General features: G+C 69.2%; 13 protein-coding genes. 9 read left to right on the top strand and 4 right to left on the bottom strand.

Annotated features, from left to right (window positions below; genetic code table 11):
* The first annotated feature begins 38 nt into the window (after window positions 1–38).
* Window positions 39–932 (top strand): TauD/TfdA dioxygenase family protein, encoded by an 894-nt coding sequence (locus N0B71_RS17160; protein ID WP_259753852.1) that lies wholly within the window; start codon window positions 39–41, stop codon window positions 930–932.
* Window positions 933–1,377: 445 nt separating this feature from the next.
* On the opposite strand, the gene N0B71_RS17155 is transcribed toward N0B71_RS17160, so the two are convergent.
* Window positions 1,378–2,280 carry a LysR family transcriptional regulator gene (locus N0B71_RS17155; protein WP_259753851.1) on the bottom strand — a complete coding sequence of 301 codons (903 nt, stop codon included), beginning with the start codon at window positions 2,278–2,280 and terminating at the stop codon, window positions 1,378–1,380.
* Between the two features lie 106 nt (window positions 2,281–2,386).
* Here N0B71_RS17155 and N0B71_RS17150 point away from each other — a divergent pair, with 106 nt between their 5' ends.
* On the top strand, window positions 2,387–3,457 hold the full coding sequence (locus N0B71_RS17150) for an AbrB family transcriptional regulator (RefSeq protein ID WP_259753850.1): 1,071 nt from the start codon (window positions 2,387–2,389) through the stop codon (window positions 3,455–3,457).
* A gap of 153 nt (window positions 3,458–3,610) precedes the next feature.
* Here N0B71_RS17150 and N0B71_RS17145 read toward each other — a convergent pair whose 3' ends face one another.
* Window positions 3,611–4,165: a TetR/AcrR family transcriptional regulator gene (locus N0B71_RS17145; protein WP_259753849.1), complete on the bottom strand. Its 555-nt coding sequence runs from the start codon at window positions 4,163–4,165 to the stop codon at window positions 3,611–3,613.
* Window positions 4,166–4,253: 88 nt separating this feature from the next.
* Here N0B71_RS17145 and N0B71_RS17140 point away from each other — a divergent pair, with 88 nt between their 5' ends.
* Window positions 4,254–5,459, top strand: coding sequence for an MFS transporter (locus N0B71_RS17140; RefSeq protein ID WP_259753848.1), 1,206 nt, complete (start codon window positions 4,254–4,256; stop codon window positions 5,457–5,459).
* A 166-nt stretch (window positions 5,460–5,625) separates the two neighbouring features.
* On the opposite strand, the gene N0B71_RS17135 is transcribed toward N0B71_RS17140, so the two are convergent.
* On the bottom strand, window positions 5,626–6,864 hold the full coding sequence (locus N0B71_RS17135; RefSeq protein ID WP_259753846.1) for an NADH:flavin oxidoreductase/NADH oxidase family protein: 1,239 nt from the start codon (window positions 6,862–6,864) through the stop codon (window positions 5,626–5,628).
* Window positions 6,865–6,943: 79 nt separating this feature from the next.
* On the opposite strand from N0B71_RS17135, the gene N0B71_RS17130 reads away from it, so the two are divergent.
* Window positions 6,944–7,453: a MerR family transcriptional regulator gene (locus N0B71_RS17130; protein ID WP_259753845.1), complete on the top strand. Its 510-nt coding sequence runs from the start codon at window positions 6,944–6,946 to the stop codon at window positions 7,451–7,453.
* Between the two features lie 161 nt (window positions 7,454–7,614).
* Here the strand turns inward: N0B71_RS17130 and glcC are convergent, their stop codons facing one another.
* Window positions 7,615–8,376: a transcriptional regulator GlcC gene (gene glcC / locus N0B71_RS17125; RefSeq protein WP_259753844.1), complete on the bottom strand. Its 762-nt coding sequence runs from the start codon at window positions 8,374–8,376 to the stop codon at window positions 7,615–7,617.
* A 241-nt stretch (window positions 8,377–8,617) separates the two neighbouring features.
* Between glcC and glcD the strand changes: the two genes are divergently transcribed.
* The 5 genes from glcD (at window position 8,618) to N0B71_RS17100 (ending at window position 14,744) form a co-directional block, all read left to right on the top strand.
* Window positions 8,618–10,117 carry a glycolate oxidase subunit GlcD gene (glcD, locus tag N0B71_RS17120; RefSeq protein ID WP_259753843.1) on the top strand — a complete coding sequence of 500 codons (1,500 nt, stop codon included), beginning with the start codon at window positions 8,618–8,620 and terminating at the stop codon, window positions 10,115–10,117.
* On the top strand, window positions 10,117–11,157 hold the full coding sequence (glcE, locus tag N0B71_RS17115; RefSeq protein WP_259753842.1) for a glycolate oxidase subunit GlcE: 1,041 nt from the start codon (window positions 10,117–10,119) through the stop codon (window positions 11,155–11,157). Before glcD ends, glcE begins: the two co-directional genes overlap by 1 nt.
* Window positions 11,157–12,431: a glycolate oxidase subunit GlcF gene (gene glcF / locus N0B71_RS17110; RefSeq protein ID WP_259753841.1), complete on the top strand. Its 1,275-nt coding sequence runs from the start codon at window positions 11,157–11,159 to the stop codon at window positions 12,429–12,431. Before glcE ends, glcF begins: the two co-directional genes overlap by 1 nt.
* A complete protein-coding gene (locus tag N0B71_RS17105; protein WP_259753840.1) occupies window positions 12,410–12,808 on the top strand; it encodes a heme-binding protein in 399 nt (132 codons plus the stop codon). Before glcF ends, N0B71_RS17105 begins: the two co-directional genes overlap by 22 nt.
* Before the next feature lie 244 nt (window positions 12,809–13,052).
* Window positions 13,053–14,744 carry a lactate permease LctP family transporter gene (locus tag N0B71_RS17100; protein WP_259753838.1) on the top strand — a complete coding sequence of 564 codons (1,692 nt, stop codon included), beginning with the start codon at window positions 13,053–13,055 and terminating at the stop codon, window positions 14,742–14,744.
* Window positions 14,745–14,965 lie beyond the last annotated feature (221 nt).

Here is a 14,965-nt window from a genome sequence, read left to right as displayed (position 1 = left end):
TGCTTGGGGAGCCCACAAAAAATCCAAGAGGCTTGCCCATGTTCGAGTTCTTCTACGCGCTGCCGAGCCAGAACCGCGCGGCCGACTACCGCCACTTCCGCGTTGTCCCCGCCACCGGCGCGATCGGCGCGGACGTCAGCGATCTCGACCTCACCACCCTGGGTGCCGAGGGCTACACCGAGCTGCGCCAGGCACTGCTGGCGCACAAGGTGCTGTTCATCCGCGGACAGAACCTGAGCGTGGCGGACCTCGAAGCCGTGACCCTGCGCTTCGGCGAATTCGGCCGCGAACCCTATGTGGTCGGCATGGACGATCACCCGCACGTGGTGCGGGTGCTGAAGGAAGCCAACGAGAAGACGCCGGTGGTGTTCGGCGGTGCCTGGCACAGCGACTGGTCCTTCCAGGAGCGGCCGCCGGCCTTCACCCTGCTCTACGGCCACGACATCCCGCCGTTCGGCGGCGACACCCTCTACGCCAACCTCGCGCTGGCCTACGAATGGCTGTCGCCGAAACTGCGCGCGCAACTGGAAACCCTCGACGCCATCCACAGCCCCGAGCGCGCCTACGGCGCCGAGGCCAAGCACAACGACCTGATGGAGAACATGGCGGTGCGCTACGGCAGCCACGAGGGCGAAGTGCGCTCGCATCCGCTGGTGACCCGGCACCCGGAGACCGGCAAGAAGATCCTTTACATCAACCCGGCCTACACCAGCGGCATCAAGGGCATGCGCCCGGCGGAAGCGCAGCCGCTGCTGGACTACCTGTTCAGCATCGCCACCCAGCCGGCCTTCACCTGCCGCATGCGCTGGAGCCCCGGCACCCTGGCGATCTGGGACAACCGCAGCACCTGGCATTACCCGGTGTCGGACTACCACGGCATGCGCCGGGAGATGTACCGCACCACGGTGGTGGGCGACGTGCCGAGTCGCTGAACACCCCGCCCTACGCCACTGTAGGAGCGAGCTTGCTCGCGAACGGTGTTTTCCGGCAGCTCCGACGCCAGGCGGTTCGCGAGCAAGCTCGCTCCTACAAACGCCTACAATTCCGTGCCAAACCACGGCGCAACATGTAGGGCGCATAACCTGGAACAGGCTATCCGCCGGATGCATTGCGGCGGATAACGCTGGCGCGTTATTCGCCCTACGAAAGTCTCCCCACTGTAGGAGCGGGCCATGCCCGCGATCCGCCGGCAGGGCCGGCGTAGGCTTGGGTATTTTCCAACCCCGCCTCGACGCGCGGGGACTCTGCGGTTTCGTCCCTTCGGCGACTTTTGCCAACGACACAACGCGAACCGCCCGCATCGCTACGTTCCGGTGAACGCGGACGTTGTCCGCGATCGCGGGCATGGCCCGCTCCTACAGGTCGTGTCGACGCGGCTTACCACTCCGCTCCAAACCGCTGCGCATGCTCGCGCAACATCCCGCGCAGCAGTTGGGCCGCCGGCGGCAGGTAGGCGCCCTCCCGCACCGCCAGGCCGATGGTCCGTGTCAGCGTCGTCTCGGCCAACGCCACCTCGCGCAACTGGTCCATGCCGTGCCCGCCGGCCAGCGCTTCGCGGGCGAGGAAGCTGAGCAGGCGGGTGCGGGCGATCAGGTTGGGCAGCATGGTGATCGCGTTGGTCTCGATCTGCACCTGCGGCAGCGGCAGCTGGTGGGCCTGGAAGGTGCTGTCCATCCAGCGCCGCGACGACACCCCGGTAGCGGGCAGCACCCAGCGGTAGCGGCACAGGTCGGCCATGACCACCGGTGCGTCGAAGATCGGGTGGTCGCGGCTGGCGACCACCACCACCTGGTCCTGCAACAGCGGCTCGCTGCTCAATTGCGGGTCGTCGACGATCCGCGAGCAGATCGCCATGTCCAGCCGCCCGCTGCGCAGCGCCTCGCGCAATACGTCGTCCTGGCCCAGCACCAGGCTCATGGTGATGTCCGGCGCGCGCGCCAGAAGGTCCTCGGCCAGGCGCGGCAACAGGTATTCGGCCATGGTCGCCGCGCAGCCGAGGCGGATATTGCCCACCACACCGCTGGCGAAATCGCGCACTTCGCGACGGGTTTCCTCCACGTCCTGACGCAGTTGTCGCGCGCGCTGCAGCATCAATTCGCCAGCGGGCGTCAGACGGATGCGTCGTCCATCGCGCTGGAACAGGCGCGCGCCCAGTGACTCCTCCAGGCGCTGGATGCTCTTGGTCAACGCCGGCTGGCTGCGCCCCAGGCGCTCGGCGGCGCGTCCCAGGTGGCCGAGTTCGGCGATGGTTTCGAAGTAGGCGAGATCACGCAGGTCCATGGCGGCCAACTGATAAATTTCAGGAATGGATTCATGACTATTAGAAAATAGACTTGATGGATTCGGCTATCGATAATTCCTCCGTATTCCCCGCCCGGAGCCGTCCGTGTCCAGCCGCCCTGCCCTGTCCGTCGCCCGCATCCCCGCCAGCCTGCAATGGCTGGCCCTGGCACTGGGGGCCGGAGGCGCCGGGCAGTTGCTGACCTGGCTGGGCATCCCCGCCGCGCTGTTCCTGGGCCCCATGCTGGTGGCCATCGCCTTCGGTGTCAGTGGCGCGCAGATCCGCCTGCCGCGCCAGGCCTTTCGCCTCAGCCAGGGCTGCATCGGCCTGCTGGTCGCCCACGCCATGAGCTGGTCGGTGCTGCAGGCGATGGTCGCCTCCTGGCCGCTGATGCTCAGCGCCACCCTGCTCACCCTGCTGCTCTCGGCGGTGGTCAGCTACGCCATGGTGCGCTTCGGCGGCATCCCCGGCAGCACCGCCGCCTGGGGCACCGCGCCCGGCGGTGCGGCGGCCATGGTGTCGATGGCCGAGGCCAACGGTGCCGATCCGCGCGTGGTCGCCACCATGCAGTACGTGCGGGTGGTCTGCGTGGTCATGGCCGGCGCCCTGGTCGGCCGCCTGCTGGGGATCGAAGGCGGCGGCTCGGTGGCGCACAGCGCGCCGATCATCGACACCGACACCCTGCCGGACCTGATCAACTGCCTGTTGCTGATCTTCGTCTGCACCACCGCCGGCGCCAAACTGCCAGCCGGCCCGCTGCTGGTGCCGCTGGTGGCCGGCGCCGTGCTGCAGCTCTCCGGCGTGCTGCACATCACCCTGCCGCACTGGTTGCTGGCCAGCGCCTACGGCGTGATCGGCTGCTACATCGGCCTGCGCTTCGACCGCGAAAGCCTCGCCTACGTCGGCCGCCACCTGCCGGCCATGCTGGTCAGCGCACTGGCGCTGATCGCCAGCTGCGCCCTGTTCGCCTGGGCGCTGGCGGCCCTCACCGGGATGGACTTCCTCTCCCTCTACCTCGCCACCAGCCCCGGCGGCCTGGACGCCATGGCGATCATCGCGGTGGACACCCACTCCGACGTCGGCCTGGTGCTGGCCATGCAGACCCTGCGCCTGTTCGTGGTGCTGTTCACCGGCGTCTCCGTCGCCCGCACGGTGATCCGCCTGAGCCGCGCCTGATGCGGAACGGGAACCTGTAGGAGCGAGCTTGCTCGCGAACGGTTTCCCCAGCGCCGGAGCGACGCTGATTCGCGAGCAAGCTCGCTCCTACAGAGGATCCAACCGGGCATTGCAGAAACGTCGGATGCGGCACAGAGCCTTTCGGCGAATCTGCTACAAACCTTCGAGCGTCAGGTCGACCAGGCGCTCGACATACGCCACGTCCAGCTCCTCGGCGGAAAACAGGATGCGGTACACCAGCGGCGCCATCAGCCGGTCGACGATGCGGTCGACCTCGGGCACGTTCTCGCCGCGTTCCCGGGCGCGCAGCAGGATGATGTCGAACTGGCCGCAGGCAATGGCCATGCAGCGTCCCGAGCAGCCGCCGCCAGCCGCGAGCAGGTCAAGCACCACCGCGCGGCCGGGCACCGAGGCGGTTTCCTCCATGTACTGCTCGCCCCAGGCCAGCAGGTCGCCGCGCAGGCTGCCGGTATCCGCCGGTTCGGCGTCGGGGCGGATGCGCTGCAGGGCGACGTCGCCCAGCAACTCGTTGAGGTCGCCCCAGCGCCGGTAGATGGTCGAGGGCGTGACGCCGGCGCGGGCGGCGATCATCGGCACGGTCAGTTCCGCGCGCTCGCGCTCCTCCAGCAACTCCGCCACGGCCTTGTGCACCGAGGCCTGCACCCGCGCGCTCCGGCCCCCCGGCCGAACACCCTGATTGATTGCCATAAGCACCTTAACGCAAAGAATTTGCTTTTATCCCGAAAGGGGTCCAGCATCTCGCAAAAGCAAAATCTTAGCCTTTGCGAGCAGAATCATGACATACCCACCCTCGAAAAGCGCGGCCGGCTTCTCACCCCGGGCCTCGGCGTGGCTGCTGACGGCCATCCTCATGGCCTTCCTCGCCGCCGCGGCCGCGCCCACGCCGCTGTACGCGCTGTACCGCGAATCCTGGCACTTCTCGCCGGCCCTGTTGACCCTGGTGTTCAGCATCTACGCCGGCGGGCTGATGCTGGCGCTACTGGTGTTCGGCTCGCTGTCGGACCACCTGGGCCGGCGCCCGGTGATCCGCGCCGCGCTGATGCTCGAACTGTTGGCCATGGCGGTGTTTCTCTACGCCAACGCCGTGGAGCTGCTGATCCTCGCGCGCCTGCTGCAGGGCTTCGCCACGGGCATCGCCACCAGCGTGCTGGGCGCGGCCATGCTGGATATCGACCGCGAGCGCGGCCCGCTGATCAACAGCGTGGCGCCCATGCTCGGCATGGCCATGGGCGCACTGGGCAGCAGTGCACTGGTGCAGTTCGGCGGCGATCCGCTGCACGCGGTCTATGTGTGGCTGCTGGTGGTGTTCGCCGTGGGCATCGTGCTGCTGCGCTGGCTGCCGGAAAGCATCAGCCGGCAACCGGGGGCGCTGGCCTCGCTGAAGCCGCGCATCCGCATTCCTGTGCAGGCGCGCCGCGCGTTCTGGAGCGTGGCGCCGTTGAACGCCAGTCTCTGGGCGCTGGGCGGCTTCTACCTGTCGCTGGGGCCGACGCTGGCGCGCCAGGTCACGGGCCTGCAGGTGCCGATGATCGGCGGCGGACTGGTGTCGCTGCTGTGCCTGTGCGGCGCGCTGGCGATCTTCGCCCTGCGCCACCAGCCAGCGGCGGTGATCCTGCGCCGTGGCGGCCTGGCGCTCGTCGGCGGGCTGCTGATCACCCTGTTCGGCGTGGACAGCGCCAACCTCTGGCTGTTCTTCCTCGGCACCGCGGTGGCCGGGCTGGGCTTCGGCGGCGGCTTCCTCGGCGCGCTGCGCTCGGTGGTGCCGCTGGCCCACGCCCACGAGCGTGGGGCGCTGATGGCGAGTTTCTACGTGCTCAGCTACCTGGCCTTCAGCGTGCCGGCGATCCTCGCCGGGCTGGCGATCCAGCGCTACGGCCTGGTCGCCACCACCAATGGCTATGCCAGCCTGCAGATCCTCGCGGCCTCGCTGGTCCTGCTGTTGTCCTTGCGGGCGACGGGCGCGCGCAAGGCACAGGCCTGACTCAGGCCGTTCGCAAGAAGTCGTAGAGCCCGCGCACCGCAGGTGATTTAGCTCCGGGGCGAACGCGGCAGCGGGCGTGATCGACGCGGACTTTGTCCGCGGTCGCGGGCATGGCCCGCTCCTACACCTGCGAGCGCTCGCCCCTGCAGGAGAGGTATCCGCCATCCTACGAAGACGCGCCCTGCCGCGCCGCCCAGCGGCGGTACTGCCTGGCGCGGCGCAGCGTGTGCCATTGCTCCATCACCAGGGTGCGCAGCGGCGACGCCTGCGGGTTGGGCGCACGGCGGGCGCCGATGCGCTTGAGCTGCAGCTTGACCAGCGCCATGTAGGCCAGCGCCGCCAGCGGCTTGGAGCGCCAGCGGATCGGCGGCAGCTCCGGCTGGGTCTGGCTGCCGCGCTGCCAGTGCAGCACCAGCTGCGGCTCCAGCGCCAGGGCGGTGCCGATGCCGACCATCGCCAGGCCGCTCTCCAGCACCTGCTCCGCCACCGGCAGGCGACGGATGCCGCCGGTGACCATCAGCGGCATGCGCGCCGCCTCGCGCATCTCTCGGGCGAATTCGAGGAAGTAGGCTTCCCGCGCCAGGGTGCGGCCGTCGCGGGCGTCGCCCTGCATGGCCGGTGCCTCGTAGCTGCCGCCGGAGAGCTCGACCAGGTCGACCTTTTCGTCGTTCAGCCACTCGATCACCTGGCGCGCGTCGCTGGCGTCGAAGCCGCCGCGCTGGAAGTCGGCGGAGTTGATCTTCACGCCCACGCAAAACTGCGGGGAAACCTCGGCACGCACCGCGCGGACGACGTCCAGCAGCAGCCGCGCGCGATTCTCCAGCGAACCGCCCCAGCGGTCCTGGCGCTTGTTGGCCAGCGGCGAGAGGAACTGGCTGAGCAGGTAGCCATGCGCAGCGTGGATCTGCACGCCGGTGAAGCCGGCCTGTTCGGCAAGCCGGGCGGCGCGGACGAAGCGCTCGACCACCTCGGCGATATCGTCTTCGGTCATCTCGCGGGCAACGGCGAACAGCTTGGAGAACCTGCCCATCTCCAGCGGCACCGCCGACGGTGCGATGGCACCCTGGCCGAGGTTGGTCTGCACCTGCCGGCCGGGGTGGTTGAGCTGCAGCCAGAACTGCGCCCCGCGGGAGCGGCCCACGCGCGCCCACTCGCGGAAGCGCTGCAGGTGCCGGTCATTCTCCAGCACCACACCGCCGGGGCCGGTCATGGCGCGGCCGTCGATCATCACGTTGCCGCTCAAGATCAGGCCGACGCCGCCCTCCGCCCAGGCCTGGTAGAGGCGCAGCAGTGCGGCCGAGGGCGCCTGGTCGGCGTCGGCCAGGTTCTCTTCCATGGCGGCCTTGGCGATGCGGTTGGGGACTTCGCCGCCGTTGGGCAGGCGCAGGGGCTGGAAGGGCGACATGGCGAGGCTCCTGGGTTGTGATGCCGGCGAGGTTAAGTTTAAAGTTCACTTCAAGGTCAAGCCCCTTCCGGAGCCCAGCATGAAAATCGGTGAACTGGCCAGCCTCAGCGGCCTCGCCCCCTCGCGCATCCGCTTCTACGAAGCCAGCGGGCTGATCGCCCCGGCGCGCCGCCTGGCCAACGGCTACCGCGCGTACCCGCCGGAAACCCTCGACCTGCTGGAGATCATCCGCAGCGCCCAGCAGACCGGCTTCAGCCTGGAGGAAATCCGCAACCTGCTGCCGCATTCCACCCCGCTTGAGAACAGCCACGGCGAACTGGTCGCCGGCCTGCGCCGCAAGGTGGCGGAGATCGAGGCGATGGAGCAGCAGTTGCGGGAGAACCGCCTGCGCCTGCTGGCGGTGATTGACGGGATCGAGAACAAGCCCGAAGGCATGGGCTGCCAGGCGAACGCGGAGCGCATGCTGGCGCAGATGCGCGAGCGGAAAACCAGAAGCCAACCCGCCAAACCTGAAGGAGCGGGCCATGCCCGCGATGAGCGGACAACGTCCGCCGCTTCAGCGAAGCGCCCTGCCCCCACTGAGTCCTGAATCCGCACTCCGGCCGCTGGACGGTCCGTGATGCGGTCGCGGGCATGGCCCGCTCCTACACCACTACTCCCAGCCTGCGTAGGAGCGGACGCCGTCCGCGATTGGCCTCGCCCGAGCCCGGAGCCGCCGGCAAGCGATTGCGGACGAAGTCCGCTCCTACGTTATGTCCACCCCTCCAGCCGCAGCGTCGCCCGCACCAGCCGCTGTTCCTCCTGCTCGATCTCGCGCAGGTTGTCCCGCACGCTGTGGATATGTTCGCGCGCCGCGCGCTGGGCCTGTTCCGGCTGGCGTTCGCTGATGGTGCGGTACAGCCGCGCGTGCTGGCGGTCGATCTGGCGCTTCTGCGGCGGGCGGTTGTAGAGGTTGTTCACCGAAGCGAACACGGTGCTGAGCATCAATTCGTTGAGCGACTGCAGCGTGTGCACCAGCACCGGGTTGTGCGACGCCTCGCTGATCGCCTGGTGGAAGGCGTGATCGCGCCGCGCATGCTCGCGCGGGTCCAGCGGCTGGGGTTGTTCGAAGGCGGCGTGCATCTCCTCGAAGCGCCGGCCGATCAGCACCAGGTCGGCCTCGGTGGCGCGCAGCGCGGCCAGGCGCGCGGATTCGCCTTCCAGCAAGGCGCGCACTTCCAGCAGGTCGTAGAGCGTGCGCGGCTGCGAGCGGAACAGGTGCATCAGCGGCGATACGTCGTCGGCCCCGGTCAGATCGGCGACGAACGAGCCGCGGCCCTGCTCGGTATCGACGATGCCGCGCCCGCGCAGGGCCCGCAGCCCTTCGCGCAGCGCCGACCGCGAGCAGCCGAGCTTCTCCACCAGGCGTCGCTCCGAAGGCAGCGCCTGGCCGACCTTGAGCACGCCATCGACGATCAGCCGCTCGATCTTCTGCGCCACCTGGTCGGCAACGCGCAGCTTGGCCTGGGTCATCACGGTTCTCCACAACGGCGTTGAACAACTGGTAGGACCAGTAGGCGAAGCCCTGCCTACCCACAGGAACCCTAGCCCTCAGGACAGGACCTTTCCACTGCACGGCCGTGCAAGAACTGGTAGGACCAGTGTCGATGACGATGGACGTGGCCCGCGCAGCGGCCGCATGTTCAGGGTGCCGTGGCTCCACGCGACCGCATGGCGGGCGCGAACAAGAACAACACCAGAGCACCGTCAGCCCATGAACATCCTCTACGACGAACGCGTCGATGGCGCGTTGCCCGCGGTCGACAAGGCCGCCCTGCTGGCCGAGCTGCGCGCCGCCGTGCCGGACCTCGACCTGCTGCACCGCGCCGAAGACCTCACCCCCTACGAATGCGACGGGCTTTCCGCCTACCGCACCGTCCCCCTGCTCGTGGCGCTGCCCGAGCGCATCGAGCAGGTACAGGCGCTGCTCAAACTCTGCCATGCGCGAAAGGTGCCGGTAGTGGCACGCGGCGCGGGCACCGGGCTCTCCGGCGGCGCGCTGCCGCTGGAGAAAGGCGTCCTGCTGGTGATGGCGCGCTTCAACAAGATTCTCGAGGTGAATCCGCAGGGGCGCTTCGCCCGCGTGCAACCGGGCGTGCGCAACCTGGCGATCTCCCAGGCCGCCGCGCCGCACGGGCTGTACTACGCGCCCGACCCGTCCTCGCAGATCGCCTGCTCGATCGGCGGCAATGTCGCCGAGAACGCCGGCGGCGTGCATTGCCTGAAATACGGCCTGACCGTGCACAACCTGCTGAAGGTGGACATCCTCACCGTCGAGGGCGAGCACCTGACGCTGGGCAGCGACGCCCTGGACTGCCCCGGCTTCGACCTGCTGGCGCTGTTCACCGGCTCCGAGGGCATGCTCGGCATCGTCACCGAGGTGACCGTCAAGCTGCTGCCGCGCCCGCAGGTGGCGCGGGTGCTGCTGGCCAGTTTCGATTCAGTGGAAAAGGCCGGCCGCGCGGTGGCCGAGATCATCGCCGCGGGCATCATCCCCGGCGGGCTGGAGATGATGGACAACCTGTCGATCCGCGCCGCCGAGGACTTCATTCACGCCGGCTACCCGGTGGACGCCGCGGCCATCCTGCTGTGCGAGCTGGACGGCGTGGAAGCCGACGTGCAGGACGACTGCGAGCGGGTCGACGGCGTACTGCGCGCCGCCGGGGCCACCGACGTGCGCCTGGCCTGCGACGAGGCCGAGCGCGTGCGCTTCTGGGCCGGGCGCAAGAATGCCTTCCCGGCGGTAGGGCGCATCTCGCCGGATTACTACTGCATGGACGGCACTATCCCGCGCCGCGAGCTGCCGCGCGTGCTGCACGGCATCGCCGAGCTGTCGCAGGAATTCGGCCTGCGCGTGGCCAACGTGTTCCATGCCGGCGACGGCAACATGCACCCGCTGATCCTCTTCGACGCCAACGTGCCCGGCGAGCTGGAGCGCGCCGAGGCCATCGGCGGCAGGATCCTCGAACTCTGCGTGGCGGTAGGCGGCAGCATCACCGGCGAACACGGCGTGGGGCGCGAGAAGATCAACCAGATGTGCGCGCAGTTCAACGCCGACGAACTGACCCTGTTCCATGCGGTGAAGGCGGCGTTCGACCCGGACCGCCTGCTCAACCCCGGCAAGAACATCCCCACCCTGCACCGCTGTGCCGAGTTCGGCGCGATGCACGTGCACCACGGGCAACTGCCCTTCCCCGACCTGGAGCGCTTCTGATGGCCGACGCCAGCGCCGACCTGCTCGATCAGGTGAACCGGGCCCTGGACACCCGCACACCGCTGCGCATTCGCGGCGGTGACAGCAAGGCCTTCCTCGGCCGCCCGGTGAACGGCGTGGAACTGGACACCCGCGCCCACAGCGGCATCGTCAGCTACGACCCGACCGAACTGGTGCTCACCGCCCGCGCCGGCACGCCGCTGGCAGAGATCGAAACGGCGCTGGAGGCCGCCGGGCAGATGCTGCCGTGCGAGCCACCCCATCACTCCGGAGCGACCTTCGGAGGCATGGTCGCCGCCGGGCTTTCCGGCCCGCGCCGGCCCTGGGCGGGCTCGGTGCGCGACTACGTGCTGGGGACGCGGCTGATCACCGGCCACGGCAAGCTGCTGCGCTTTGGCGGCGAGGTGATGAAAAACGTCGCCGGCTACGACCTGTCGCGCCTGCTGGCAGGCAGTTTCGGCTGCCTGGGAGTGATCACCGAGGTCTCGATGAAGGTGCTGCCCAAGCCGCGGATGTGCGCCAGCCTGCGCCTGGAAATGGACGTTCACCAGGCGCTGGGGGAGCTCGCCGAATGGGGCGCGCAGCCGATCCCGATCACCGCCGCCTGCCATGACGGCACGGCACTGCACCTGCGCCTGGAAGGCGGCGAAGGTTCGGTGTGCTCGGCACGTCTGCGCCTGGGCGGCGAAGAGATCGACAGCGGCTATTGGCAGGACCTGCGCGAGCAGCGCCTGGGCTTCTTCGCCGGGCCCGGCACGCTCTGGCGTCTGTCGCTGCCCAACGCAACCCCCGCGCTGGCCCTGCCCGGCGAGCAACTGATCGACTGGGGCGGCGCGCAGCGCTGGCTGAAGTCCGAGGCGGGCGCCGAACTGATCCGCCACAGCGTCGCCGAAGTCGGCGGCCACGCCCTGCGCTGCACACCGGGCGACGACGGCTTCCATCCGCTGCCTGCCGCCCTGCTGCGCTACCACCAGAGCCTCAAGCGCCAGCTCGACCCGCACGGCCTCTTCAACCCCGGCCGGATGTACAGGGAGCTCTGATGCAAACCAACCTGAGCGAACAGGCCAAGCAGCTGCCGCGCGCCGAGGAAGCCGAGCGCATCCTGCGCTCCTGCGTGCACTGTGGCTTCTGCACCGCCACCTGCCCGACTTACCAGTTGCTGGGCGACGAGCTGGACGGCCCGCGCGGGCGCATCTACCTGATCAAGCAGGTGCTCGAAGGCGCCGCGCCGAGCGCCAGCACCCGCGAGCACCTGGACCGTTGTCTGAGCTGCCGCAACTGCGAGACCACCTGCCCCTCCGGCGTGGATTACCACAACCTGCTGGACATCGGCCGCGCGGTGGTCGAGCAGCAGGTACCGCGCCCCCTCGGCGAGCGCGTGATGCACCGCGGCCTGCGCGCCGTGGTGGCCAATGCCGCGCTGTTCGGCACCCTGGCCAGGGCGGGGCGCGCGCTCTATCCACTGCTGCCGGCGGGCCTGCAGAGCAAGCTGCCGCGCCATCTGCATCCCCCCGTGGAGCGGCCGAGGCCGCGCCACACCCGGCGCATGCTGATCCTGGAAGGCTGCGTGCAACCGGCCCTGTCGCCCAACACCAATGCCGCGGCCGCACGGGTGCTGGATCGCCTCGGCATCAGCCTGATCCCGGCGGCGGACGCCGGCTGCTGCGGCGCCGTGGACTATCACCTGAATGCCCAGGGACAGGGGCTGGAGCGGGCACGCAGGAACATCGACGCCTGGTGGCCGTCGATCCAGGCCGGCGCCGAAGCCATCGTGCAGACGGCGAGCGGCTGCGGCGCCTTCGTCCGCGACTATGGCCATCTGCTGGCGCACGATGCGCAGTACGCGGCCAAGGCGCGGCGGGTCAGCGAACTGTCCCGCGACCTCGCCGAAATCCTGCGCGACGAGCCGCTGGAAACGCTGCACCTGCACGGCGACCGGCGCCTGGCCTTCCACTGCCCGTGCACGCTGCAGCATGCGCTGAAGCTCGGCGGCGCGGTGGAAGGCGTGCTCACGCGACTGGGCTTCAGCCTCACCAGCGTGCCGGACAGCCACCTGTGCTGCGGCTCCGCCGGGACCTACTCGCTGACCCAGCCGGAGCTGTCCCGGCGCCTGCGCGACAACCGCCTGAAGGCGCTGGAGAGCGGCGCCCCGGAAGTCATCGTCACGGCCAACATCGGCTGCCAGACACACCTGGCCGGCGCCGGCCGCACCCCGGTGCGGCACTGGATCGAACTGGTGGAAGAGGCGCTGGCCGATGCGCCATTGGAAACCCTTCAAGGCGAGGTGCACGCATGCTCAACAAAGCCGTTCTGACCCAGCAGGAAGTCGGCCGCATCCTCGCCGCCGCGCGCGCCGAGGCGCAGCGCAACCACTGGGCGGTGTCCATCGCGGTGGTCGACGACGGCGGCCACCCGCTGGCCCTGGAACGCCTCGACGGCTGCGCCCCGGCCAGCGCCTACATCGCCACCGAGAAGGCCCGCAGCGCGGCCCTGGGCCGGCGCGAAACCAAGGGCTACGAGGACATGGTCAACGGCGGCCGCACGGCTTTCGTCACCGCGCCGCTGCTCACTTCGCTCGAAGGCGGCGTGCCGGTCGTTCTGGACGGCCAGGTGATCGGCGCGGTGGGGGTGTCCGGCGTGAAGGCCGGCGAGGATGCACAGGTCGCCAGCGCCGGAGTGGCCGCGCTTTGAGAGCGCTCAAGCGGCCCTGGCGACAGGTGGCCAGCGGCCGGGAGGTGGTCGTCGCCGGCCTCGAGCGAGCCGGCGACGACACCCCGAACAGCTTGCCCGAACCAACCTTCAGAAGCCCCGCTACGCGCCGCGTTGCGGGGCTTTTTCAATACCTGCCGGCCCGTGCGCCGCCCCGGCATGCGCACCGTGAAAGCGTTATCCACCGCTGACGTTTTGCCTCCGACAACAACAAGGGACAATCCCCATGCAAACCTGGCTGCAGCTCTACACCCCGCTCGGCAGCCTCGGCCTCTCGGCCCTGGCTGCGCTCGTGCCGATCATCTTCTTTTTCCTCGCCCTGGCAGTGTTCCGCCTCAAGGGGCACGTCGCCGGCGCCATCACCCTGGCGCTGTCGCTGCTGATCGCCGTGACCGTCTACCACATGCCGGTGGACAAGGCGCTGGCCTCGGCGGTCTACGGCTTCTTCTACGGGCTCTGGCCGATCGCCTGGATCATCGTGGCGGCGGTGTTCCTCTACAAGCTGACGGTGAAGAGCGGGCAGTTCGAGATCATCCGCAGCTCGGTGCTGTCGATCACCGTCGACCAGCGCCTGCAGGTGGTGCTGATCGGCTTCTCCTTCGGCGCCTTTCTCGAAGGTGCGGCGGGCTTCGGCGCACCCGTGGCGATCACCGCGGCGCTGCTGGTGGGCCTGGGCTTCAACCCGCTGTACGCCGCCGGGCTGTGCCTGATCGCCAACACAGCGCCGGTGGCCTTCGGCGCGCTGGGCATCCCGATCATCGTCGCCGGGCAGGTGTCGGGGGTGGACGCCTTCAAGATCGGCGCCATGGCCGGGCGGCAGTTGCCGATCCTGTCGGTGATCGTGCCCTTCTGGCTGGTGGCGATGATGGACGGCTGGCGCGGAGTGCGCGAAACCTGGCCGGCGCTGCTGGTGGCCGGCGGTACCTTCGCCATCAGCCAGTTCCTCACCTCCAACTACATCGGCCCGGAGCTGCCGGACATCACCTCGGCGCTGCTGAGCATGGTCTGCCTGACCCTGTTCCTGCGCGTGTGGCAGCCGGCGAACGTGCGCGAGACGGAGTTCTCCAGCGTCAGCGCCGACGGCACGGCGACGCTGGGCGCGGTCGGTGGCGGCGGCGTGCAGCGGCGGGAGTCGCAGTACAGCGTCGGGCAGATCTTCAAGGCCTGGTCGCCCTTCCTGATCCTCACCGTGCTGGTGACCATCTGGACCATGAAGCCGTTCAAGGCGATGTTCCTGCCCGGCGGCGCGCTGGAGAGCTGGGTGGCGGTAATCCCGGTGCCCTACCTCGACCAGCTGGTGCTCAAGGCTGCGCCCATCGTCGCCAACGCGACGCCAATGCCGGCGATCTACAAGTTCGACCTGGTGTCGGCCAGCGGCACGGCGATCTTCCTCGCGGCGCTGATTTCCATGGCGATCCTGCGCATCGGCGTGAAGAGCGGCGCGGCGACCTTCGGCGACACCCTCAGGGAACTGAAATGGCCGGTGCTGACCATCGGCATGGTGCTGGCCTTCGCCTTCGTCACCAACTACTCGGGGATGTCCACGACGCTGGCGCTGGTGCTGGCGGGCACCGGTGCGGCCTTCCCGTTCTTCTCCCCGTTCCTCGGCTGGCTGGGGGTGTTCCTGACCGGGTCGGACACCTCGTCCAACGCGCTGTTCGGCTCCTTGCAGGCGACCACCGCGCACCAGCTCGGGGTCAGCGACACGCTGCTGGTGGCGGCCAACACCACCGGCGGGGTGACCGGCAAGATGATCTCGCCGCAGTCCATCGCCGTGGCCTGCGCCGCCACCGGGATGGTGGGGCGCGAGTCCGACCTGTTCCGCTTTACGGTCAAGCACAGCCTGATCTTCGCCGCGTTCATCGGCCTGATCACCCTGGCGCAGGCCTATGTGTTCACGGGGATGCTGGTGCACTGACTACCCGACGTCAGGATTCCCTGTAGGAGCGAGCTTGCTCGCGAACCGCTACGGCGGCCGTCCGCGAGGCAGGCATTGCTGCTCCCTGTAGGAGCGCGCCATGCGCGCGATCGCGGGCATGGCCCGCTCCTGCAAGGAGCAAGAGCCCCTCACCCTAACCCTCTCCCGCAAGCGCGAGAGGGGACTATTCGGCAGATTGGGCAGCCTTGGGAAGTCAGTGT

This window comes from Pseudomonas sp. GCEP-101, assembly GCF_025133575.1.
Taxonomy (GTDB): Bacteria; Pseudomonadota; Gammaproteobacteria; order Pseudomonadales; family Pseudomonadaceae; genus Pseudomonas; species Pseudomonas nitroreducens_B.
Note: the sequence above shows the minus strand (reverse complement) of the source record. Positions and strands in the feature narration are given on the sequence as shown.